Here is a 23,058-nt window from a genome sequence, read left to right as displayed (position 1 = left end):
TTATAACTAAAGGAGAAAACTTTTAAAATGAGTATGAAAGTGAAAAAATTGACTCTAGCAGGAACGATTGCTACAGCAACACTATTTGCATCAACTATTGTTGCTAGTGCTGAATCTTATACAGTAAAAGCTGGAGATACCCTATCAGAAATCGCTGAAAGTAAAAAAACAACTGTTGAACGTTTGGTAGAATTAAACAAAATTTCAAATCCAGATTTTATCATGACTGGACAAGTTTTGGAATTAGGTGATTTGAAAGATGTTGCAAAACAAACAACATCAGCACCTGCTGTTTCACCAGCGACACCAGCAGTCCCAGCTCCAGTAACTCCAGCTGCCCCAGTAGCTACGGAAACTCCAGTAACGACAGAAACTCCTGCAGTTACTGCAACTTCAGACTACTCTGCCTATTCATCAGACGTCGTACTCGCAAATGGTAATACTCCAGGTGCTGTAGGTTCTTACGCAGCTGCTCGTATGGCTGAAATGACAGGAGTGTCTGCATCTACGTGGGAAAATATTATTGCTCGCGAATCTAACGGACAAGTCGATGCCTACAACCCATCAGGAGCAAGTGGTCTTTTCCAAACAATGCCAGGTTGGGGATCTACTGCAACTGTTGAAGATCAAATTCAAGCAGCTTACCGTGCTTACAGTGCACAAGGACTATCTGCTTGGGCTTACTAAAATAATAAAAAAATGACTAAACATATTTAGTCATTTTTTCTTACTCAAAGATACTATTTATTCTCCAAAAATTTCTTTTGAAAGTCTACGGCCTGTAGGAGTTGTAGCTAGCCCTCCTTCAGCCGTTTCCCTGAAAGCAGTAGGCAGGCTAGAGCCTACTTGGTACATAGCATCAATGACTTCGTCAACAGGGATTTTAGACTCGATTCCGGCCAAAGCCATGTCCGCTGCGATGAAGGCATAGCTGGCTCCCATGGCATTTCGCTTGACACAAGGAACTTCTACCAAACCAGCTACTGGGTCACAAATCAAGCCCAGCATATTTTTGATGACAAAACAGATAGCTTGACTCGCCTGAAAAGCAGAGCCACCAGCAGCCAAAACCAGGGCAGCTGCGCTCATAGCAGAAGCAGAGCCCACCTCAGCTTGACAGCCTCCTTCTGCACCGGAAATAGAAGCGTTATTCGCAATAACCAAGCCAAAAGCACCAGCAGCCAGCAAAAAGTCTAATTGCTGCTCCTCTGTTAAATCTAATTTTTCAATCGCTGATGTAAGCACGGCTGGTAAGCAACCAGCACTGCCAGCCGTAGGAGTTGCACAAACCAGCCCCATTTTAGCGTTGTGCTCATTGACAGCAATAGCATTTTTTGTAGCAGTCAGCACAGTATAATCTGACAAGGCCTTCCCCGACTGGATATAATAGTGTAGCTTGGCTGCGTCTCCACCGGTCAATCCGCTGCGAGACTTACTCTCATCAAGCCCAAGAAGAACTGAGGCTTTCATCACCTCAAGATTCCGACTCATCAGACGTAAAACTTCGTCTCTTTCTCGACCTGTCAATTCGTACTCGGTCGCAATCATTAATTCAGCGACATTGCCATTAAAATCTAAATCAGCCTGCTCAACCAATTCTTTTATTGAATAAAACATCTCTTCTCCTATTTAAAGAAATTGACATTATGGAGATGGGGGATTTTCCGAATCTCTTCGATAGCCTCTTCGCAACTACGACTATCTACCTCAATAATCATAATCGCTTTCTCACCCGCTTTTTCTCTAGTCACTGTCATTTGAGCAATATTAATATTGTAGCGGGACAGAGCCTCTGTTACATGGGCAATCATACCTGGAACATCTTGGTGAACGATGATAATGGTTGGCGTATTCATACTGAGAGAGACTGAGAAGCCATTTAACTCGGTCACCTGAATATTTCCACCACCGATAGACACACCCGTTACACTGATGCTTTTATGGGCGTTTTTAACCGTGATTTTTGTCGTATTTGGATGAGGAGCATTGCTATCTTTCTGAATAGTCCAGACAATCTTGATACCGCGTTTATGGGCAATTTCAAGGCTGTTAGGAATTTCAGGATCATCCGTATCCATTCCTAAAATACCTGCTACCAGAGCCAAATCTGTTCCATGCCCGCGATAAGTCTTTGCAAAGGAATTAAAAAGCTGGAATTCAACCTCGGTTGGTGTATCATCAAAAATAGAGGATACGATCTTACCGATACGCACAGCCCCTGCAGTATGACTGCTGGAAGGACCAATCATGACAGGCCCGATAATGTCAAAAACAGACTGAAATTTTAATGATTTCATAAGAAACCTCTTGAACATATTTTCTAAAATTATTATATCAAACTTATCAAATTTCTGCCTGATATCATACAAAAAAAGAGGACAATTGTCCTCTTTTCATTATTGGTAATTCGCATACCTGAAACTCTTTTACTCCGCCAGTAGGACTCGAACCTACGACATCATGATTAACAGTCATGCGCTACTACCAACTGAGCTATGGCGGATAGTATAGTCCGTACGGGATTCGAACCCGTGTTACCGCCGTGAAAAGGCGGTGTCTTAACCCCTTGACCAACGGACCATCTATGTTCTTTTCAGAACATATTCTATTATATCAGGTTTTGAATCTTTGTCAACAGTTTTTTATTTATTTTTTAAAATTTCTTTTAAATGTTTCGTTCTTAGCCTAGAAACAGGGCAACGGCGGCCTTCATAAAATATAATTTCCTTTGTTTTCTTATCATAATCACAGATATTATCGATATTGACTAAGAAAGATTTATGGGAAGCAAAGAAACGTTGGGTTTTCTCATCCTGTTCTTGAACACTGGCAATCGTTCCATAAAATTCTTTTATAAAGTTTTTTCCGACCATCCGTAACTTATGAGAGGAGCTTGAGGTTTCGATATACAAAATATCATTAAATGGCACGCGCACATCATTGCCTCGATAGCTGTATTCAAAGTAATCAACCATGTTGGTGTTTGTAATTAAGGTGTTTTTCGTATAAATGATACAATCTTTGATACGTTTTTTAAACGAATCATCGTTAATATCCTTGTCAATAAAATCAAGAGCAGACACTTTATATTTAAAGGTCATGGTCGCAAACTCTGATTTTGAAGTTACAAAGACAATAATAGCATATGGATTATGATGACGAATAAAACGAGCGACCTCCAGTCCTTTGGTCTCTTCCCCTTTAATATCGATATCCAGAAAATAAATCTGATTGACATCTTCATTTTCGACGTAGTCCTTAAATTCCTGAATTTTTCCTGTGATTTTTACCTGGATATCGAGACCCATTTCTTCAGCAATCTCTGCTAAAGTTTTTTCCATGCGGAGTTGGTGGGCTAAGGTATCTTCTAATGCTAAGATTCTCATAAACTATTCCTTCTTTTAATTGTTAATACTTGGGTGAAATCATACTTATTTATTTCTGTATCTAGCATGATATATTCATAATTCTCTAAAATTTCTTTCAGATTATTTAAACCTAGGCCTCTTCGATAACCTTTCGTTGAGAACTCTGGTTCATAAATTTCTTCTAAATCTAATTTTCTTTGCTTGCGGGAATTTTTTACAACAAAAATAATCTCCGTATCGAGTTGAACTAAAGTCACATGAATCATTTTTTCATAGCTTTCGATTGCGCCTTCAACAGCATTGTTTAGTAATATACTAGCCATTCTTACCACATCTAATAGCTTAATCGGTAATTTCTCAACAGGATCTTTGACTTCGAATGTTAAATCAATCTGGTGTTCACGCGCCTTGAATAAAGTCTCCGTCATAACGCTTCGAAGAGCTGAGTCACCAACATTATTCAAATCAAAATAGGTGTATTTATCCGAGCGTAATTTTAAATTTGCATCAACTAAGACTTCTTGATATATTTTTTCAATTTCCTTGATATCTTGCGTATTGATGGCCGTCTGAAAGCTAGTCAGCATGCCGGCATAATCATGACGAAAACCACGAATTTCATTATAGAGAGAAACAATTTCATCTGTATATTGCTGCAGCTGCAACTGTTCCAATTCTCTTTGTCGAATCTCCTCTTCTTTTTCATACTTTTCCCGAATCGCCTTCAAATAGAAAAGAGTCGTCATAAAGATCAAGAAACAAATAGTCGCTAGCATACTGCTAAAACTATTAAAATGATCGTCTTCACTTAACCAATGAGAAACATTTAATATGAGGATCGTTAGAAAATAATAAATATTAATCTTTTGAACTGTCTTTTTAAAGGAAGAGTCTTTAAAATCTCTCAGTTGAAATTCAAAATAATCAATGGATTTTAGCATAAACAAAACAGAGATACTGTTTATCGTGATATAAAATATAGCCCAATTACTTTTTACAAATTGATCCCCTGTAATGGATGAAATAATAACTGAAAAAAAGGTAGACGAAGCCTGAGTTGCTAAATAAAGGAAAAAAGATAAAAATAAAGAAAGATAATTAGGCAACTTTTCTTTCTTATAAAAATAAGCATAAAAAAGGAAAGGTTGCACCATTAAGATGATGTAATAGAGTAATAAATTAATCAGAGATGCTAAAGGAGCAATAATAACCGTAAAAATACAAAGACAAATAAAGTAAAATCTAGATTTCACTTTACTTTCTACTTTTTTATATATTTTTACAATTGCAAAAATTTCTATTAATTCACATATAAACCATAAAATGAAGTTGAATATCATTTTTATCTCCTAATTACTTCCTTTACTTAAAAATAATTCGAGGAAGGCCTATCTTTCTAAAATCTCCTCCAAGAACTTCTTTAAGTTCTTTTTCATTCAAGGCTGGGAATTGAGCGATTGTTTTAAAGTTTTTCTGAGTATTTTTCATATTAGATTCTCCTAAACATTTTTTCGTAAGTGTTACCTTACAAGATCTATTATAAATAAAATTTAAAATAATCTGTCATCTTTCCCTGAAATGTCATTTTTTATTCCTGAAATGTCGTTTTCTCAAAAATATAATAAAAAAACACGAAATTTTTCGTGTCTGAGTAATGTATATTATGATCCCAGCAGGATTCGAACCTGCGACCGTTCGCTTAGAAGGCGAATGCTCTATCCAGCTGAGCTATGAGACCGATACCTTTTCATTCTATCAGAAAAATCTAGTATCGTCAAGATTTACTTATGGTAAGGACTTCCCTGTTGAATCATGAAAGCACGGTAAATCTGCTCTACCAAAACAAGGCGCATCAGTTGATGGGGCAGGGTCAATTTTCCAAAACTCATCAGTAGATTAGCTCTTTTTTTGACAGCAGGAGACAGCCCCAAGCTGCCGCCAATAACAAATGTAATATCAGAAAAGCCACGGACTGTGATGTCGTTCAAGATCGAACTAAACTCTTCTGAAGGAAATTGTTTTCCTTCAATAGCTAGAGCAACTACGAATTCTCGTTCAGAGATTTTTGCTAAAATCCGACTTCCTTCTTTTTCGAGGATTTGCTGATTTTCTACCTCACTGGCCTTATCTGGTGTTTTTTCGTCTGCTAATTCCACAATTTCTAACTTACAAAATCGACTCAGGCGTTTGGCATATTCAGCAATTCCATCCTTAAGATACTTTTCTTTTAATTTTCCAACGGTTACAAGCTTTATTTTCATATTTCCATTCTATCATATCCACATGGATTTCACACTTTATTCACATTAGTTTTTTATGGAAAACTTGTTGGATCTATGTATTTTCTAACCTCTATCAACATTTTTTATAAGTTTTCCACAAGTTGTGGAAAACTTGTGAATTTTAAGTTATAATTAAGAATAGATTTCTATAATTTTATCAATTGTAATCAAGGAGGAAAATATGAAAAACGCTTCAAATTTCTTTAAAAAATTTTTGTTGCTTTTTATTGTTTTAGTTGTAGGATTTATTGGCGGAAGCCTAGGAAATTTAGCCACTGCATTTGTTAATAATAAAATAGCTAATATCAGTCCTTCTAGCTCAAAGACCACTGTATCAACGTCTTATAAAAACACAACTGACACCACAAAGGCTGTAAAAAAGGTACAAAATGCAGTTGTATCGGTGATTACTTATACCGGTTCTAATCAGGAAGGAGTGATCAATAATGAATCAACCAGTGATCCTCAAGTAGCTAGTGAGGGATCTGGTGTCATTTATAAGAAGGAAGGAAAATATGCCTACCTTGTTACCAATACTCACGTGCTAAATGGAGCAAAAAATCCCGATATTCTACTAGCAGATGGTAGTAAGGTTCCTGGTGAAGTAGTGGGTTCAGATGTTTATTCTGATATTTCTGTAGTAAGAATTAGCTCTGAAAAGGTGAAAGATGTAGCTGAATTTGGAGATTCCAACTCCCTGACAGTAGGAGAAACTGCTATTGCCATCGGAAGTCCTCTCGGAACAGAATACGCTAACTCTGTTACACAAGGGATCATCTCTAGTTTGGGTAGAAATGTAACTCTGCAATCTGAAGACGGCCAAAATATTTCGACTACTGCCTTGCAAACAGATGCTGCTATCAATCCTGGTAACTCTGGTGGTCCACTCATCAATATCCAAGGGCAAGTTATTGGTATTACGTCCAGCAAAATCTCTCACAATGGTCAAACTGCTGTAGAAGGCATGGGCTTTGCAATTCCATCAAACGATGTTGTCAATATCATCAAGCAATTAGAGAAAACTGGAACAGTAACTCGTCCTGCTCTGGGTATCCAAATGCTCGATTTATCCAATATCGCCACTTCTGACTTAGCAAAATTACGCCTGCCTTCATCTGTAAAATCAGGTATCCTTGTCCGCTCTGTGCAAGAAGGAATGCCTGCTGAAAATAAACTTCAGAAATACGATGTCATCACAAAAGTTGATGATAAGGATGTTGAGTCAACCAGTGATTTACAATCTGCTCTCTACAGACACTCTCTGGGAGATGAGCTGAAAGTGACTTACTTTAGAGATGGTAAAGAAGCTACTACAACCATCAAATTGACCAAATCAACCCAAGACTTAAGTAACAACTAAGCCTTTACATAATTGTCAACACACCTTTACACGATCGTAAAGGTGTGTTATGCTATATACAAATGGAAAATTATCAATACATACCACTAAAAGACATTCGAACAAATCCTTATCAACCTAGAAAAAGCTTTTCTCAAGAGAAAATAAATGAATTGGCAGCTTCTATTAAAGAGAATGGAATTATCCAGCCCATTATTTTGAGAAAATCTTCCTTATTTGGTTACGAAATTTTAGCAGGTGAAAGACGATTCAGAGCTGCTAAGATTGCTGGCTTAGAAAACATTCCTGCCCTTATTAAAGACTTGTCTGACGATGACATGATGAAGCAAGCCATCATCGAGAATTTGCAAAGGGAAGACCTCAATCCAATCGAAGAAGCAGAATCCTATCAGCATCTGATTGAGAAAGGATTGACCCATGAAGAAATTGCAAAAATCATGGGAAAATCTCGGCCTTACATCAGTAATCTTGTCCGCTTGTTACAGCTACCAGCTTTTATGATGGACGCTGTCAAAGAGGAAATGATTTCGCAAGGGCACGCTCGTCTCCTCATCCCACTCAAAAAGGAAGAACAAGTCTTTTGGCTGGACAAAATCATTCAAGATAATTTATCCGTTCGTGCTCTTGAACTTTCATTACAAAAGAAAAAAAAGTCAAAGAACAAAAAGAACAAAGAAATTTTCTCCCATTCAGAAGAAGAAAAACTAAAAAAAATCCTTGGGCTCAATGTCTCCATTCAATTAAAAAATCCTTCAAAAGGAAAGATCATTATTCCTTTTGAAAATGAGGAAGAGTATCAAAGAATTATAAACAGCCTGAAATAGGGCTGTTATTTTCTTTTTTCAAACTAACAGACTTTTCCACCTTTAAAAGTAGCTTAAAATGTTGAAAAATAGGGATTTTACTGACAATTCACAATCTGTGGATAAGTCTTATAAACATTGTTAATTTTTCTCCACAACTTGTGGAAAACTTGGCCTTTTTATGTTAAAATGAGAGTCGACATAGAGAATAATTTTTTGAAAAGGAGGAGGCAATGACCAAAGAGCAAGAATTTTGGCGAAGAATTTTAGAACTTTCCGCTGCTCAACTCAAACAAACAACCTATGATTTTTTTGTTGCAGAAGCAAAATTGATAGCCATTGAAAATAATCAGGCCACTATCTTTCTTGATAGCCCCGTCAAACAGCTATTTTGGGAACAAAACTTAGTGGGCGTTATTCTCACAGCTGGCTTTGAAATTTTCAACGATCAAATCACGGCCAAATACGTCTTTGAAGAAACAGGACATGACAGTATTTCTAAATATCAGCTGGAAGAACTACCTGAAAAAGCTACATTTCGTCCAAGTTTGCCGCCAATTGATACTGGATTAAAAGCTAAATATACATTTGATAATTTTGTACAAGGGGACGGGAATATCTGGGCTAAAGCAGCAGCCTTGGCTGTGTCTGAAAATCTAGCAACTACCTATAATCCCCTATTTATCTATGGCGGACCAGGTCTAGGAAAAACCCACTTACTAAATGCTATTGGCAATCAAATTTTAGAAAATATTCCTGATGCGCGTGTAAAATATATTCCAGCGGAAACCTTTATCAATGACTTTCTGGAGCATCTGAGGCTCGGTGACATGGATAATTTCAAAAAAATCTATCGGAGCTTGGATTTGCTCTTGATTGATGATATTCAGTCTCTTGGCGGAAAAAAAGTCTCTACCCAGGAAGAATTCTTCAATACGTTTAACGCCCTGCACGGCGATAACAAGCAGATTGTGCTGACCAGCGACCGCAGTCCAGATCATCTTGATAATTTGGAAGAACGCTTGGTCACGCGCTTCAAATGGGGGCTCACTCAAAATATTACACCACCTGATTTTGAAACGCGGATTGCCATCCTCAGAAACAAAATCGAAAATCTTGACTATATTTTCCCTAATGATACATTGGAGTACCTCGCTGGACAATTTGACTCGAATGTCCGTGACCTAGAAGGGGCGCTCAATGATATTACGCTCATTGCAAGAGTCCGTAATCTCAAGGAAATTACGATTGACATTGCTGCTGAAGCTATTCGAGCTCGCAAGCAGGACTCTAGTCAGGTGACAGTCATTCCGATTGAAAAAATCCAGTCTGAGGTCGGCAATTTCTATGGTGTCAGTGTCAAGGAAATGAAGGGAAGTCGTCGAGTTCAAAATATCGTTTTGGCTCGACAAGTGGCCATGTATCTAGCCCGCGAACTAACAGACAATAGCCTACCCAAAATCGGGCGAGAATTTGGTGGCAAAGACCACACAACAGTCATTCACGCACATGGAAAAATCAAAACCCGACTCGAAACTGACGATAGCCTGCGACTTGAAATCGAGAATATCAAAAACAAGATAAAATAAGGGTGTGGAAAAGATTGAACGAATCTAAAGTTTTTTCCACAGGTTGTGAACAAGTCTTAAAACTTGATTTTAAATACTTTGTTCTATTTTTCCACAGCTTCCACAAGAACTACTATTACTATTAACTTCATAATCATAAATAATAAAAGGAGTCCCTATGATTCACTTCTCTATTAATAAAAATTTATTCCTACAAGCTTTGAATACAACTAAAAGAGCTATCAGTACAAAAAACGCTATTCCAATTTTATCAACGGTTAAAATTGATGTGACAAAAGAAGGTATTACCTTGATTGGTTCAAATGGCCAAATTTCCATTGAAAACTTTATTTCAGTGCAAAATGAAAATGCTGGGCTCTTGATTACTTCACCAGGTTCTATCCTCCTCGAAGCAAATTTCTTTATCAATGTCATTTCTAGCTTGCCAGATATCGTGCTTGATTTCAAAGAAATTGAGCAAAAACAAATCGTCCTTACCAGCGGCAAATCAGAAATTACGCTAAAAGGAAAAGATGCAGATCAATACCCACGTATCCAAGAAGTCTCTACTAGCAATCCTTTGGTTTTAGAAACAAAAGTCCTTAAAAATATCATCAATGAGACAGCTTTTGCTGCTAGCACGCAAGAAAGCCGTCCTATTTTGACGGGTGTTCATTTTGTTTTGACAGATAATCAATCCCTCAAAACAGTTGCGACAGACTCTCACCGGATGAGCCAAAAGAAAATTACTTTGGACAAGAAGGGAGATGACTTCGATGTGGTGATCCCTAGCCGTTCTCTGCGTGAATTTACGGCTGTTTTCACAGACGAAATTGAAACAGTAGAGGTTTTCTTTGCCAATAACCAACTTCTCTTTAGAAGTGAAAATATCAGCTTCTATACACGCCTGCTGGAAGGAAACTATCCTGACACAGACCGCCTGATTCCGACAGAATTTTCAAGCGTTGTGACCTTTAATACCAATAATTTACGTCATGCCATGGAACGGTCTCGTCTTCTGTCCAATGCGACTCAAAATGGAACCGTGAAATTGGAAATTGTGAAGGGCATTGTCAGTGCTCATGTCCATTCACCAGAAGTTGGACGCGTGAATGAAGAAATTGATACAGAAAGTGTGTCAGGAGAAGATTTGACCATCAGCTTCAATCCTACCTACCTGATCGAAGCGCTAAAGGCAGTCGATAGTGAGAAGGTGACCATTAGCTTTATTTCAGCTGTTCGTCCTTTCACTTTAGTACCAAGCGAAGATGCTGAAAACTTTATCCAGCTGATCACACCAGTCCGTACTAATTAGAAGATAAGATTTAAGACAAGGCTGACTCGATCCGCCTTGTCTTATTTTGATCATTTACAAGCCAGCTGATTCTAAACTTGTGATATAATACAGCTAGGGTTGAGAGAAGCGCTAATCTGTATTTTTAAGATAATAAAAAAGATTGTCAAAAGGAGAGAAGATGTACGAACTTGGAACTTTTGTAGAAATGAAAAAGCCCCATGCCTGTACCATTAAGTCGACGGGCAAGAAAGCCAATCGTTGGGAAGTCGTCCGCATGGGAGCAGATATCAAGATTCGCTGCAGCAACTGCGAACACGTTGTCATGATGAGCAGATATGATTTTGAAAGAAAAATGAAGAAGGTCATTGAATAGTCCATATTTTAGACTTAGCTTGATTTTGAATGAGCTACCTCATCAACAAAGAACGGATAAGACTAAGAAAGTCTTATCCGTTTTCTGCTTTTATTTAAGTTCTTCAAATTTGCCGTCTTTGACTTCTTTATAACCAGAAGCTTCAAGAGATTTTACCGTTTCTTTATAACTGATATAATTAGCTTTTTGGTCTCCATCTGTTTGGATAAGTTGTTTGCTTTTCAGTTCTGAAATATCTGCCTTGCTAAAATCCATCGTCATCTTTTGCGTCAAATGATCGTCTTTATACTCGATTGTATTAGTAAGTCCTTTAATATTTTCCAGCGTTTGCATGTAGCCTCCAATTTGTTCTTTGGCGGTATCTTTTGTCAATCCGATAGGCTCATAATAGAAAACATTGCTGGTTTCATTGTTCAGCAAATCATCGCCCTTGTACTCAAGAGTGATCCGACTGTCTTGCTTGGTCTTTTGATCAATCAACTGAAAATAGGCTTTTTTAGGACTGCTACTGCAGGCAGCTAAAAAAAGTAAAGTAAACATCGTCAAGAAAGAAAGAACAAAGGTTTTCATTGTCATTTTTTTCATGGCTAACTCCTTTTATCAAAATATTAACTATATTATATCATTTTTTGCAGAAATATTTTCTATTTCTATCCAGAAAGCAGGAAATTTTTCATTCAAATCCGCTGTTTAGGATAAGGATTTATGGTATAATGGTTTGGATTGAAAAGATGAATGGAGAAGATACGAATGGCTTTAACAGCAGGGATTGTGGGACTGCCTAATGTGGGCAAGTCAACTTTATTTAATGCAATTACAAAAGCAGGTGCAGAAGCTGCTAACTACCCTTTTGCGACCATTGATCCAAATGTCGGTCGGGTAGAAGTGCCAGATGCTCGTTTGGACAAATTAACAGAATTGATTAAACCTCAAAAGAAGGTTCCTACTACATTTGAATTTACAGATATTGCTGGTATTGTAAAGGGAGCTTCAAAAGGAGAAGGTCTGGGAAATAAATTCTTGGCCAATATCCGTGAAGTGGATGCTATCGTCCATGTAGTCCGTGCCTTTGATGATGAAAATGTCATGCGGGAACAGGGCCGTGAGTCTGATTTCGTCGACCCTATGGCTGATATTGAGACCATCAATCTGGAGCTCATTTTGGCCGATCTGGAAAGCATTAACAAACGCTATGCGCGTGTTGAGAAAATGGCTCGTACCCAAAAAGACAAAGACTCAGTTGCAGAATTTAATGTTTTGCAGAAAATCAAACCTGTTCTGGAAGATGGTCTGTCAGCTCGGACAGTTGAATTTACAGAAGAAGAACAAAAAATCGTCAAGGGTCTCTTTCTTTTAACAACTAAACCTGTGCTTTATGTGGCCAATGTCAGTGAAGATGAGGTTGCAGATCCAGACAATATTGACTATGTGAAGCAGATTCGTGAATTTGCAGCTACAGAAAATGCCGAGGTTGTTGTCATCTCTGCGCGTGCCGAGGAAGAAATTTCTGAACTGGACGATGAAGACAAGGCAGAATTTCTGGAAGCTATTGGCTTGACAGAGTCAGGTGTAGACAAGTTGACACGTGCAGCCTATCATTTGTTGGGACTTGGAACCTACTTTACCGCTGGTGAAAAGGAAGTCCGAGCTTGGACCTTCAAGCGTGGTATGAAAGCCCCTCAAGCAGCTGGTATCATTCATTCAGACTTTGAGAAAGGTTTCATCCGTGCAGTGACGATGTCTTATGATGATTTGGTAAAATATGGATCTGAAAAGGCTGTAAAAGAAGCTGGACGTTTGCGTGAAGAAGGAAAAGAATATATCGTTCAAGATGGCGATATTATGGAATTCCGCTTTAATGTGTAAATCAAGTGTAAATTTAAAATACATAGGTTGGAAAGAAATTTCCAGCCCTTTTGGCTTTTATAAAGGGGTAAAATGACAAAATTAATTGTTGGATTAGGAAATCCAGGAGATAAATATTTTGAGACCAAACATAATGTTGGCTTTATGTTAGTTGACAAAATGTGTAAAGAATTAAATCTAAAGTTTACAGCAGATAAGATTTTTCAAGCAGACATTACTTCAACTTTCTTGAATGGGGAAAAAGTCTATTTTGTAAAACCGACTACTTTTATGAATGAAAGTGGGAAAGCAGTCCATGCCCTGCTCACTTACTACGGCTTGGATATAGATGACTTACTCGTTATTTATGATGATCTGGATATGGAAGTTGGGAAAATTCGTCTTCGTACCAAAGGTTCAGCTGGCGGACACAATGGTATTAAGTCCATCATTAAACATATTGGAACACAGGAATTCAAGCGAGTGAAAATTGGCATTGGAAGACCTAAAAATAATATGTCAGTTATTCATCATGTTTTAGGAAAATTTGATGAGGAAGATTATATCAGTATTTTAAATACATTAGATAAAGTTGACAGTGCTGTAAATTATTATTTACAAACTAAGAATTTTGAGCATACCATGCAACAATACAATGGATAAGAAAATGACACTACTTGATCTATTTGGTCGAAACCAACAAATTGTAGACTGGAAGAAACAATTGCAAAAAAAGACCCGTCAGTTAGTGATGGGACTTTCAGCTTCAACAAAGGCTTTAGCGATTGCTAGTAGCTTAGAAGAGCAGGAGAAAATCTTAGTCATCACTTCAAGTCAAAACGAAGCAGAGCGTCTGGCTAGTGATTTGCTTTCTTTGTTGGGAGAAGAAAAAGTTTATACTTTTCTGGCAGATGATACACCTTTGGCTGAGTTTGTTTTTTCATCTCAAGAAAAAATCTTTGCCCGATTAGAGGCCATGAAATTTTTATCAGACAAAGAGAAGAATGGGATTCTGATCATCAATGTCGCAGCCAGTCGCTTATTCTTGCCCCAGCCTGATATTTTTAAAAAATCTGAGCTTATCCTTTCTGTTACTGAAGAATATAACCTTGACAACCTAGTAAAGTCCTTGTCAAGTAATGGTTATAAAAAGGTTTCTCAGGTTCTCAGTCAAGGAGAGTATAGTCTGAGAGGGGATATTCTAGATATTTTTGAACGCTCGGCTCAATATCCTTATCGGATAGAGTTTTTTGGAGATGAGATTGATGGCATAAGGATTTTCAATCCTGAAAATCAACTTTCTCTTGAAAATGTGGAACAGATTTTGATAGAGCCTGTTACAGATCTTCTATTGACAGAAGAAGATTATGCAAGGGGACAGAAAAATCTAGAAGCGTCCCTCTCTACGGTTATTGATCCTTCTTTAAAATCCTATTTAGAAGAAGTATTAAGCTCTGTTAGAGAGCAATCTCATCATGCAGATATTCGCAAATTTCTTTCCTTTTTTTATAAGAAAGAATGGACTATTTTAGACTATCTACCAACTCACACTCCTATATTTTTTGATGATTTTCAAAAGATAATGGACAAGCATGCCCAGTTTGAATTAGAAGTTGCCAACATATTGACAGATGATTTACAAAATGGTAAAGCACTGTCAAATCAACAATACTTTGCAAATAACTATCAGGACTATCGTAAATATAAACCTGCTACATTTTTTTCTAACTTTCATAAAGGCTTAGGAAATCTAAAATTTGATGCACTTTATCAATTCAATCAATATCCAATGCAGGAATTTTTTAGTCAGTTTCCTCTTTTAAAAGAAGAAATCAATCGCTTTAGGAAATCAGACTATACGGTAGTCTTGCAGGCAAATTCAGCCTCAAGTTTACAAAGTTTACATAAAACTTTACAGGATTATGAGATTCATTTAGATTACATCAAGGACAAAGACATCCATGAAAAAGCTGTTCAGCTTATAGAAGGAAATCTAGTTCAAGGATTTAATTTTGTCGATGAAAAAATCGTTTTGATTACTGAACATGAGATGATTCAGAAAAAAATCAAACGTAGGATTCGTCGTCAGAATATTTCCAATGCTGAAAGGTTGAAAGACTATAATGAGCTGGAAAAAGGCGACTATGTAGTTCATAATATCCATGGTATTGGTCGCTATTTAGGAATTGAAACGATTGAAGTTTCAGGAGTTCACCGAGATTATTTGACGATTCAGTATCAAAATGCGGATCGTATCTCCATTCCGGTGGATCAAATCAACCTTCTGTCTAAATATGTAGCTAGCGATGGAAAAGCACCTAAAATTAACAAATTAAATGATGGGCGTTTCCAAAAAACGAAGCAAAAAGTACAACATCAGGTTGAAGACATTGCCGATGACCTTATTAAATTATATGCAGAGCGTAGTCAATTAAAAGGTTTCCAATTTTCTAGTGACGACCAGCATCAAGTAGAGTTTTACAATGCTTTTCCGTATGTGGAAACAGATGACCAGCTCAGAAGCATTCAGGAAATCAAGAAGGATATGGAGAGCGACCGTCCAATGGATCGACTTTTAGTTGGCGATGTTGGTTTTGGGAAGACAGAGGTAGCTATGAGGGCTGCTTTTAAGGCTGTCAACGATCATAAACAGGTGGCTATCTTAGTTCCGACCACTGTTTTAGCTCAGCAACACTACACAAACTTTAAAGAACGTTTCAATGATTTTGCCGTGAATGTCGATGTTCTCAGTCGTTTTAGAAGTAAAGGGGAGCAAAAAGAGACTCTGGAAAAATTGGAAAAAGGGCAGATTGATATTATTATCGGTACCCATCGCCTCCTATCAGCAGATGTAAAATTCTCCGATTTGGGGCTACTGGTGATAGATGAAGAGCAGCGTTTTGGTGTCAAGCATAAGGAAAAGTTGAAGGAACTAAAAAAGAAGGTTGATGTGCTAACCTTGACGGCCACCCCTATTCCACGAACCCTTCATATGTCAATGCTAGGTATTCGAGATTTATCGGTCATTGAAACACCACCGACAAATCGTTATCCAGTCCAAACTTATGTTTTAGAGAATAATAGGACGGTTATTCGGGATGCGGTTTTACGTGAAATAGACCGAGGCGGACAAGTTTACTACCTTTACAATAAAGTTGACACCATTGAGCAAAAAGTTTCAGAATTAAAAGAGTTGATTCCAGAGGCTTCAATTGGTTATGTTCATGGACAGATGACAGAGGTGCGTTTAGAAAATACCCTTTTAGACTTTGTGAATGGCGAATACGATATTTTAGTTACAACAACGATCATCGAAACTGGTGTCGATATTCCAAATGCAAATACTCTCTTTATCGAAAATGCTGACCATATGGGGCTGTCAACCTTGTATCAACTTCGTGGTCGAGTTGGCCGCAGCAATCGAATCGCTTATGCTTATCTTATGTACCGACCAGATAAATCTCTGACTGAAGTTTCAGAAAAAAGACTAGAAGCCATTAAAGGATTTACTGAGTTAGGATCTGGATTCAAGATTGCGATGAGGGATTTGTCTATCCGCGGAGCAGGAAATATTTTAGGAAGTTCACAGTCAGGTTTCATTGATTCTGTAGGATTTGAAATGTATTCTCAGCTTTTAGAAGAAGCCATTGCCAAGAAGCAAGGTAAGGAAACCAAGCGTCAAAAAAGCAACGCTGAAATCAATCTTCAAATTGATGCCTATCTTCCAAGTGATTATATTTCTGATGAGCGTCAGAAAATCGAGGTTTACAAGAGAATTCGTGAAATTGACAATCGTGTAAACTATGAACATCTACAAGATGAATTGATCGATCGCTTTGGAGAATATCCAGATGTAGTGGCTTACCTACTAGAGATTGGTTTAGTCAAATCCTATCTTGATCAAGCCTTTGTGGCACTTGTTGAGCGAAAGCATGAATCTGTCATCATTCGTTTTGAAAAAATTTCTCAGCAAATCTATCTAACCCAGGATTATTTTGAAGCCTTGTCAGCGACAAATCTAAAGGCTCGAATTGGTGAGCAACAAGGCTTGATTGAAGTCGTTTTTGATGTTCGGAATAAAAAAGATTTCGAGATTTTGGAAAACTTGCTGAACTTTGGTGAAAAACTGGTAGAAATCAAGAATCGAAAAGCTGAATAAACATTACAATTCGGTAAAATTTCAGCTTTTTAGCTTTGTTTCTTTCAAAAGAATGATAGAATATTAAGAGAAAATCGAGGAAAAGACTATGAGATTAGACAAATATTTAAAGGTATCACGTATTATCAAGCGACGCCCTGTAGCTAAAGAGGTAGCAGATAAAGGCCGTATCAAGGTAAATGGAATCCTGGCAAAAAGTTCGACAGATTTGAAAATCAATGATCAAATTGAAGTTCGTTTTGGCAATAAGCTGTTAACAGTGCGGGTGCTAGAAATGAAAGACAGCACTAAAAAAGAAGATGCTGCTAAAATGTATGAAATTATCAGTGAGACAAGGATTGAAGAAAATGTCTAGAAATATTGTTCAAATAAATAATCGCTTTATCCAAGATGAAAATCAGCGTCGCAGATACCTCGATGAGGAACGTCGGAAGCGAAATCGTTTTATGGGATGGGTTCTAATTTTAGTCATGCTACTTTTTATCCTTCCAGCTTATAATTTATACCAGAGCTACGAAACTTTACTTAATCGTCGTGCTCAATATGCACAACTACAAAAAAAATATGAAAAATTAGGTGAAGAAAAGAGCTATCAGTCTGATATTGCAACCAAGTTGAAAGATGACAGCTATGCTGCCAAATATGCTCGTGCCAAGTATTCTTTTTCAAAAGAAGGAGAATACATTTACACAACACCAGATTTATTACCACAATAATCATGGAAAATTTACTTCAAAATATAGAGAAATTTTTATCTTTTTCGGATGAAAAACTAGCAGAATTATCCGAAAAGAATCAAGCTTTAAAACTTCAAGAAACAAAAAAGGAAAGGGGAGGTCATGCGTAAGTTACTTTTGCTGATATTTTTACTGCCAGCCTTATGGAGCAGTCAAACAGCAATCAGTACTGAAAAGGAACTTGTTTTAGACGAAGAAGAAAAGTATCAGCTGACAGGTACAGCTTATGGCCGTTACCATACGAGTATCCCTACAAATCCTAATGTTTATGAAGAAACGCCTACTTTTACAGATGCTACTTTGACTAAGGTAGCTGGGAAACTTTTGCCGGATCAGCCACTAGAGCTGACAGAGTTGCACGTGAATGAAGCTGGGATTCCTATCTTTAAATTAAAGAATGGCCAGTTTGTAATTGCAGATAAGAATAGCATTTATGAGGATACGGTTCAGTCTATTCTAAGTGTCAATCAGGAAAGATGGCTAGCTCCTAACTATGCGCTCTACGATACTATCCCGATCAATTCTTCTAAAAAGATTGCAGCTAAACTACCTGCTTATAGCAAAGTAAAGGTGGTACAAATTGCTCAAACAGCTAAGGGAGAATATGCTAAAATTGAAGGTCAAGGTTGGGTTTCTGTTGATTTTCTTTCCCAAGAAGATAATCGGATGGAAAAGGTTCAGGAGCTTTTAAATTCTAAGTACAAAAAAGCTGACTTTTCTATTTATGTAAAACAGCTAGAAACGGGCAAAGAAGCAGGCATTAATCCAGATCAACAAATGTACTCAGCCAGTGTTACGAAAATTCCTTATCTTTATTATGCGCAGGAGCAACTGAACAATCATAGCCTTTCCTTGGATAAAAAGTTAAAATATACAGCGGCTGTCAATGATTTTGCAGGTGCCTATGACCCTGAGGGAAGCGGCAGTATTTCCAAATCAGCAAATGATAAGGAATATTCTGTGCAGGACTTAATCAATGGTGTAGCAAAAGAATCGGATAATGTAGCTCACAATATCCTTGCCTACTATACAAGCAATCAATCTGATAGCCAGTTTCAAAATACTATTGAAAAAATTGCGGGCAAAAAGTGGGATGTGGAAAGCAGACAAGCTTCAGCTCGAATGGCAGGAAATGTTATGGAAGCCATTTATAAGCAAAATGGCATGATCGTCGATGCCTTATCTCAAACAAATTATGATAATCAGCGAATTTCTAAAAACATCAATGTAAAAGTTGCCCATAAAATCGGTGATGCTTATGACTTTAAGCATGATGTCGCTATTGTGTATGCGGATTCGCCATTTATCATTGCTATTCTTACGAATAATTCGGATTACGATACAATTTCTAAAATTGCAGATGATGTGTACGGAGTTCTGAAATGATCGATCAGAAGTTTCGCAAACAAATGCAGGAAAAGCGGTATTTTCAAAATCATCGAAAAGTGCTGGTAGCAGTTTCTGGTGGCTTGGATTCGATGACCTTGTTCCATCTTTTGTACAAAAACAGGGAAGAGCTAGAGATTGAGCTGGGCATAGTGCATGTCAACCACAAGCAACGACCAGAGTCAAATATGGAAGAAAAAGAGCTGTCAAATTTTGCCCAGCAACTTGGTGTGAAATTTTTCAGCTCAAATTTTTCAGGTGATTTTTCTGAGGAAAAAGCTCGGCGATTTCGCTATCGTTTTTTTGAAGAAATCATGTTGGCAGAAGGCTACACGGCATTGGTAACGGCTCACCATGCTGATGATCAGGCCGAGACGGTGTTTATGAGGTTATTAAGAGGGGCAAGGCTGCGCCACTTGTCTGGAATGACAGAGGTTCAACCTTTTGCAAATGGCGAATTAATCCGACCTCTGCTTTATTTTCATAAGCAAGACTTTCCTGATATTTTGCATTTTGAAGACGAGAGCAATCTTCAAAATGACTATCTCAGAAATCGGATTCGCAATCTTTATTTTCCCAGTCTTGAAAAGGAAAATCCACGCTTTAAGGATTCTCTGATTTCTTTAGGGAAAGAAGTTGAGAACTTACAGACAGCTCTGTCTCATCTGACGCAGGGATTGGACGTTACAAATCTTGAAGTGTTTGAGCGGCAAATTCCAGAAGTGCAAAATTTTCTCCTGCAGGAATATTTAAAGAAATTTTCTTCCTTAAATATAAATAAAAAGCAATTTGAAGAAATCTTAGGAATCTTACGAACCAAGGCTAATTACATCCACCCTTTAAAGGATGAATATGAGTTGGTGAAAGATTATAAGCATTTTGAAATCAGAAAAATCAGTCGTAGGTCTGATTTGAAAGTGGAGTCAATTCTGTTAGAATGTGGTAATCAACTTCAATTTGGGGACTATCAATTCTCATTTGGCACTCCTTTGGAGGGTGAAAATGTTCAAGCAATTACAGTTTCACGTGAAACACCACTTCTTTTACGTCGCAGGAAAACAGGTGATTGTCTTCGTTTGAAAGGACATTACAAAAAACTTCGTCGGCTATTCATTGATCAAAAAATTCCATTTGAAGAACGCGAAAAAGCGATTATTGTGGAGCAAAATCAGCAGATTTTGGCAATTGTAAATATCGCTATCAGTGATTTGAGTAAGGAATTAAAAAGTGATATAATGAGTACTGTACTTTATATTCAGAAATTAGATAGGTAAAATTATGCTAGAACAAGATATTAAAAAAGTATTGGTTTCTCATGAGGAAATCGTAGCAGCGGCAAAAAAATTGGGCCAACAGCTGACAGTAGACTATCAAGGTAAAAAGCCTATTTTTGTAGGAATTTTGAAGGGTTCAGTTCCTTTTATGGCCGAATTAATCAAACACGTGGATACAGATCTTGAATTAGATTTTATGCTGGTGTCTAGTTACCATGGCGGTACAACTAGTAGTGGCGTGATTAATATTATCAAAGATATTGATCAAGATATTACTGATCGTGATATTCTTTTTGTCGAAGATATTATCGATACTGGCCAAACTTTGAAGAATTTGTGTAATTTGTTCAAAGAAAGAAATGCAGCATCTGTAAAAATTGCTACGTTGTTGGATAAGCCAGAAGGACGCATTGTTGACATTGAGGCAGACTATACTTGCTTTACAATTCCCAATGAATTTGTAGTAGGTTACGGACTAGATTATGATGAGTATTATCGCAATCTTCCTTATGTAGGTGTCTTGAAAGAAGAAGTTTATACAAAATAAAGGTTTACTAGATATAAATGAAAAATAAACAAAATAATGGTTTTATAAAAAATCCTTTTCTCTATATTCTAATTATTGTAGTCCTTGTTACAGGTTTTCAGTATTTCTTTACAGGAAATGCGACAGGTCGTAGCCAGCAAATCAACTACAGCCAATTAGTAAAAGAAATCCAAAATAATAATGTTACAGAGATGAGCTACCAGCCAAATGGTAGTATTATCGAGGTATCAGGTACTTATAAAAAACCTAAAAAATCAAAAGATACGACAGGAATCCTGTTTTTCAGTCCGGAAATCTCAAAAGTTAGCAGATTTACTAGTGTTGTTTTGCCATCAGATACAACAGTTTCTGATTTGCAAAAGCTAGCTGCTGAGCATGAGACAGAAGTGACTATTAAGCGTGAAAGCTCCAGTGGAATGTGGATTAATCTTTTGATCTCCTTGGTTCCATTTATCATCATCGCCTTCATCTTTATGTCTATGATGAATCAAGGCGGTGGCGGTGCTCGTGGTGCTATGAATTTTGGACGCAACAAAGCTCGTGCGGCCAATAAAGAAGATATCAAAGTACGCTTCTCAGATGTCGCTGGTGCAGAAGAGGAAAAACAAGAACTTGTTGAAGTTGTTGAATTCCTAAAAGATCCAAAACGTTATACTAAGCTGGGTGCTCGTATTCCGGCAGGTGTTCTTTTGGAAGGCCCTCCAGGGACTGGTAAGACCTTGCTTGCCAAGGCAGTTGCTGGTGAAGCAGGTGTTCCTTTCTTTAGCATCTCAGGTTCTGACTTTGTTGAAATGTTCGTAGGTGTCGGAGCAAGCCGTGTTCGTTCTCTATTTGAAGATGCGAAAAAAGCGGCTCCTGCTATTATCTTCATCGATGAAATTGATGCCGTCGGTCGTCAGCGTGGTGTTGGCCTTGGCGGTGGTAATGATGAACGTGAACAAACTCTTAATCAGCTCTTGATTGAAATGGATGGTTTTGAAGGCAATGAAGGAATCATTATCATTGCGGCTACTAACCGTTCGGATGTTCTTGATCCAGCTCTTCTACGTCCAGGTCGTTTTGACAGAAAAGTTTTGGTTGGCCGTCCTGACGTGAAGGGTCGGGAAGCTATTCTTCGCGTTCATGCTAAGAATAAACCGCTGGCTAAGAACGTTGATTTGAAACTAGTTGCTCAGCAGACACCTGGCTTTGTTGGTGCTGATTTGGAAAATGTCTTGAATGAAGCAGCTCTAGTTGCAGCTCGTCGTAACAAAAAAGTCATCGATGCAGATGATATTGATGAAGCTGAAGACAGAGTGATTGCAGGACCGTCTAAAAAAGATAAAACTGTTTCAGAGCGTGATCGTCAGGTTGTCGCTTACCATGAAGCAGGGCATACGATTGTCGGACTTGTTTTGTCCAATGCGCGTGTCGTACACAAGGTAACCATTGTGCCTCGTGGTCGTGCTGGCGGATATATGATTGCCCTGCCTAAAGAAGACCAAATGCTTCTGTCTAAAGAAGACATGAAAGAGCAATTGGCTGGTCTCATGGGTGGTCGTGTAGCTGAAGAGATCATCTTTAATGTGCAAACAACAGGGGCTTCAAATGACTTTGAACAAGCTACACAAATGGCGCGTGCAATGGTCACTGAGTACGGTATGAGTGAAAAACTTGGCCCAGTCCAATACGAAGGTAACCATGCTATGTTTGGTGCACAAAGTCCTCAAAAATCAATTTCAGAACAAACAGCCTATGAGATTGATGAGGAAGTTCGTTCATTATTAAATGAAGCACGAAACAAGGCAGCTGAGATTATTCAAGCAAATCGTGAAACCCATAAATTGATTGCAGAAGCATTGCTTAAATACGAAACGCTTGATAGCACCCAAATTAAATCTCTCTATGAAACAGGTCATATGCCAGAAGAATCTGAAAAAGATTTGGAACGAGAAGCGCATGCCCTTTCCTATGATGAAATAAAATCCAAAATGGAAGAAAATTAAGAGATGCTTTTCTTATTAAATAGCTTGATTACTAATTGTGTAATCAAGCTATTTTTTTATTCTTTAAAGCCTAA

At 37.7% G+C, this 23,058-nt stretch carries 23 protein-coding genes and 3 tRNA genes; 16 read left to right on the top strand and 10 right to left on the bottom strand.

Annotated features, from left to right (window positions below; genetic code table 11):
* Window positions 1–27: 27 nt before the first annotated feature.
* Window positions 28–687, top strand: coding sequence for a LysM peptidoglycan-binding domain-containing protein (locus O3651_RS03700; protein ID WP_005591387.1), 660 nt, complete (start codon window positions 28–30; stop codon window positions 685–687).
* A gap of 57 nt (window positions 688–744) precedes the next feature.
* On the opposite strand, the gene sdaAA is transcribed toward O3651_RS03700, so the two are convergent.
* The 9 genes from sdaAA to rlmH form a co-directional block, all read right to left on the bottom strand.
* A complete protein-coding gene (gene sdaAA / locus O3651_RS03695) occupies window positions 745–1,617 on the bottom strand; it encodes an L-serine ammonia-lyase, iron-sulfur-dependent, subunit alpha (RefSeq protein WP_371609604.1) in 873 nt (290 codons plus the stop codon).
* An 8-nt stretch (window positions 1,618–1,625) separates the two neighbouring features.
* Window positions 1,626–2,297 carry an L-serine ammonia-lyase, iron-sulfur-dependent subunit beta gene (gene sdaAB, locus O3651_RS03690; protein ID WP_045499905.1) on the bottom strand — a complete coding sequence of 224 codons (672 nt, stop codon included), beginning with the start codon at window positions 2,295–2,297 and terminating at the stop codon, window positions 1,626–1,628.
* Window positions 2,298–2,429: 132 nt separating this feature from the next.
* Window positions 2,430–2,503: transfer RNA gene (locus tag O3651_RS03685), tRNA-Asn, on the bottom strand.
* A 5-nt stretch (window positions 2,504–2,508) separates the two neighbouring features.
* Window positions 2,509–2,580 (bottom strand) — tRNA-Glu (locus O3651_RS03680).
* Between the two features lie 62 nt (window positions 2,581–2,642).
* Entirely contained in the window at window positions 2,643–3,386 is a 744-nt protein-coding gene (gene comE, locus O3651_RS03675; RefSeq protein ID WP_061909940.1) for a competence system response regulator transcription factor ComE, read from the bottom strand.
* A complete protein-coding gene (locus tag O3651_RS03670) occupies window positions 3,383–4,708 on the bottom strand; it encodes a sensor histidine kinase (protein ID WP_371609603.1) in 1,326 nt (441 codons plus the stop codon). The genes comE and O3651_RS03670 overlap by 4 nt, the downstream gene beginning before the upstream one ends.
* Before the next feature lie 22 nt (window positions 4,709–4,730).
* Window positions 4,731–4,856, bottom strand: coding sequence for a ComC/BlpC family leader-containing pheromone/bacteriocin (locus O3651_RS03665; RefSeq protein WP_045499896.1), 126 nt, complete (start codon window positions 4,854–4,856; stop codon window positions 4,731–4,733).
* Between the two features lie 176 nt (window positions 4,857–5,032).
* Window positions 5,033–5,106 (bottom strand) — tRNA-Arg (locus O3651_RS03660).
* 43 nt (window positions 5,107–5,149) lie between these two features.
* On the bottom strand, window positions 5,150–5,629 hold the full coding sequence (gene rlmH / locus O3651_RS03655; protein ID WP_371609602.1) for a 23S rRNA (pseudouridine(1915)-N(3))-methyltransferase RlmH: 480 nt from the start codon (window positions 5,627–5,629) through the stop codon (window positions 5,150–5,152).
* A 202-nt stretch (window positions 5,630–5,831) separates the two neighbouring features.
* Between rlmH and O3651_RS03650 the strand changes: the two genes are divergently transcribed.
* The 5 genes from O3651_RS03650 to O3651_RS03630 all read left to right on the top strand — a co-directional run bounded on the left by O3651_RS03650 (window position 5,832) and on the right by O3651_RS03630 (window position 11,051).
* Entirely contained in the window at window positions 5,832–7,010 is a 1,179-nt protein-coding gene (locus tag O3651_RS03650) for a S1C family serine protease (protein WP_371609601.1), read from the top strand.
* A gap of 62 nt (window positions 7,011–7,072) precedes the next feature.
* Entirely contained in the window at window positions 7,073–7,834 is a 762-nt protein-coding gene (locus O3651_RS03645) for a ParB/RepB/Spo0J family partition protein (protein WP_371609600.1), read from the top strand.
* A gap of 212 nt (window positions 7,835–8,046) precedes the next feature.
* Window positions 8,047–9,402 (top strand): chromosomal replication initiator protein DnaA, encoded by a 1,356-nt coding sequence (dnaA, locus tag O3651_RS03640; protein ID WP_371609599.1) that lies wholly within the window; start codon window positions 8,047–8,049, stop codon window positions 9,400–9,402.
* A 157-nt stretch (window positions 9,403–9,559) separates the two neighbouring features.
* Window positions 9,560–10,696, top strand: coding sequence for a DNA polymerase III subunit beta (gene dnaN / locus O3651_RS03635; RefSeq protein WP_015604157.1), 1,137 nt, complete (start codon window positions 9,560–9,562; stop codon window positions 10,694–10,696).
* 160 nt (window positions 10,697–10,856) lie between these two features.
* Window positions 10,857–11,051: a DUF951 domain-containing protein gene (locus tag O3651_RS03630; protein ID WP_005591376.1), complete on the top strand. Its 195-nt coding sequence runs from the start codon at window positions 10,857–10,859 to the stop codon at window positions 11,049–11,051.
* 90 nt (window positions 11,052–11,141) lie between these two features.
* On the opposite strand, the gene O3651_RS03625 is transcribed toward O3651_RS03630, so the two are convergent.
* A complete protein-coding gene (locus O3651_RS03625; RefSeq protein ID WP_371609598.1) occupies window positions 11,142–11,636 on the bottom strand; it encodes a DUF1307 domain-containing protein in 495 nt (164 codons plus the stop codon).
* 165 nt (window positions 11,637–11,801) lie between these two features.
* On the opposite strand from O3651_RS03625, the gene ychF reads away from it, so the two are divergent.
* The 10 genes from ychF (at window position 11,802) to ftsH (ending at window position 22,984) form a co-directional block, all read left to right on the top strand.
* A complete protein-coding gene (ychF, locus tag O3651_RS03620; protein WP_005592133.1) occupies window positions 11,802–12,917 on the top strand; it encodes a redox-regulated ATPase YchF in 1,116 nt (371 codons plus the stop codon).
* A gap of 72 nt (window positions 12,918–12,989) precedes the next feature.
* The gene (pth, locus tag O3651_RS03615; RefSeq protein WP_371609597.1) at window positions 12,990–13,559 is read left to right on the top strand and encodes an aminoacyl-tRNA hydrolase; all 570 of its coding nucleotides are present in this window, start codon (window positions 12,990–12,992) and stop codon (window positions 13,557–13,559) included.
* On the top strand, window positions 13,552–17,055 hold the full coding sequence (gene mfd / locus O3651_RS03610) for a transcription-repair coupling factor (protein ID WP_371609596.1): 3,504 nt from the start codon (window positions 13,552–13,554) through the stop codon (window positions 17,053–17,055). The genes pth and mfd overlap by 8 nt, the downstream gene beginning before the upstream one ends.
* An 88-nt stretch (window positions 17,056–17,143) precedes the next feature.
* A complete protein-coding gene (locus tag O3651_RS03605; RefSeq protein WP_005591371.1) occupies window positions 17,144–17,410 on the top strand; it encodes an RNA-binding S4 domain-containing protein in 267 nt (88 codons plus the stop codon).
* The gene (locus O3651_RS03600; RefSeq protein WP_045499867.1) at window positions 17,403–17,771 is read left to right on the top strand and encodes a septum formation initiator family protein; all 369 of its coding nucleotides are present in this window, start codon (window positions 17,403–17,405) and stop codon (window positions 17,769–17,771) included. The genes O3651_RS03605 and O3651_RS03600 overlap by 8 nt, the downstream gene beginning before the upstream one ends.
* 2 nt (window positions 17,772–17,773) lie before the next feature.
* The gene (locus tag O3651_RS03595; RefSeq protein ID WP_125372373.1) at window positions 17,774–17,902 is read left to right on the top strand and encodes an SP_0009 family protein; all 129 of its coding nucleotides are present in this window, start codon (window positions 17,774–17,776) and stop codon (window positions 17,900–17,902) included.
* On the top strand, window positions 17,895–19,178 hold the full coding sequence (locus tag O3651_RS03590; protein ID WP_371609595.1) for a serine hydrolase: 1,284 nt from the start codon (window positions 17,895–17,897) through the stop codon (window positions 19,176–19,178). Before O3651_RS03595 ends, O3651_RS03590 begins: the two co-directional genes overlap by 8 nt.
* On the top strand, window positions 19,175–20,452 hold the full coding sequence (tilS, locus tag O3651_RS03585; protein WP_371609594.1) for a tRNA lysidine(34) synthetase TilS: 1,278 nt from the start codon (window positions 19,175–19,177) through the stop codon (window positions 20,450–20,452). Before O3651_RS03590 ends, tilS begins: the two co-directional genes overlap by 4 nt.
* 4 nt (window positions 20,453–20,456) lie before the next feature.
* Window positions 20,457–20,999 (top strand): hypoxanthine phosphoribosyltransferase, encoded by a 543-nt coding sequence (gene hpt / locus O3651_RS03580; protein ID WP_371609593.1) that lies wholly within the window; start codon window positions 20,457–20,459, stop codon window positions 20,997–20,999.
* A 17-nt stretch (window positions 21,000–21,016) separates the two neighbouring features.
* On the top strand, window positions 21,017–22,984 hold the full coding sequence (ftsH, locus tag O3651_RS03575; RefSeq protein WP_371609592.1) for an ATP-dependent zinc metalloprotease FtsH: 1,968 nt from the start codon (window positions 21,017–21,019) through the stop codon (window positions 22,982–22,984).
* The last annotated feature ends 74 nt before the right edge of the window (window positions 22,985–23,058 follow it).

This window comes from Streptococcus sp. 27098_8_73 (genome assembly GCF_041432495.1).
Classification (GTDB): domain Bacteria; phylum Bacillota; class Bacilli; order Lactobacillales; family Streptococcaceae; genus Streptococcus.
Note: the sequence above shows the minus strand (reverse complement) of the source record. Positions and strands in the feature narration are given on the sequence as shown.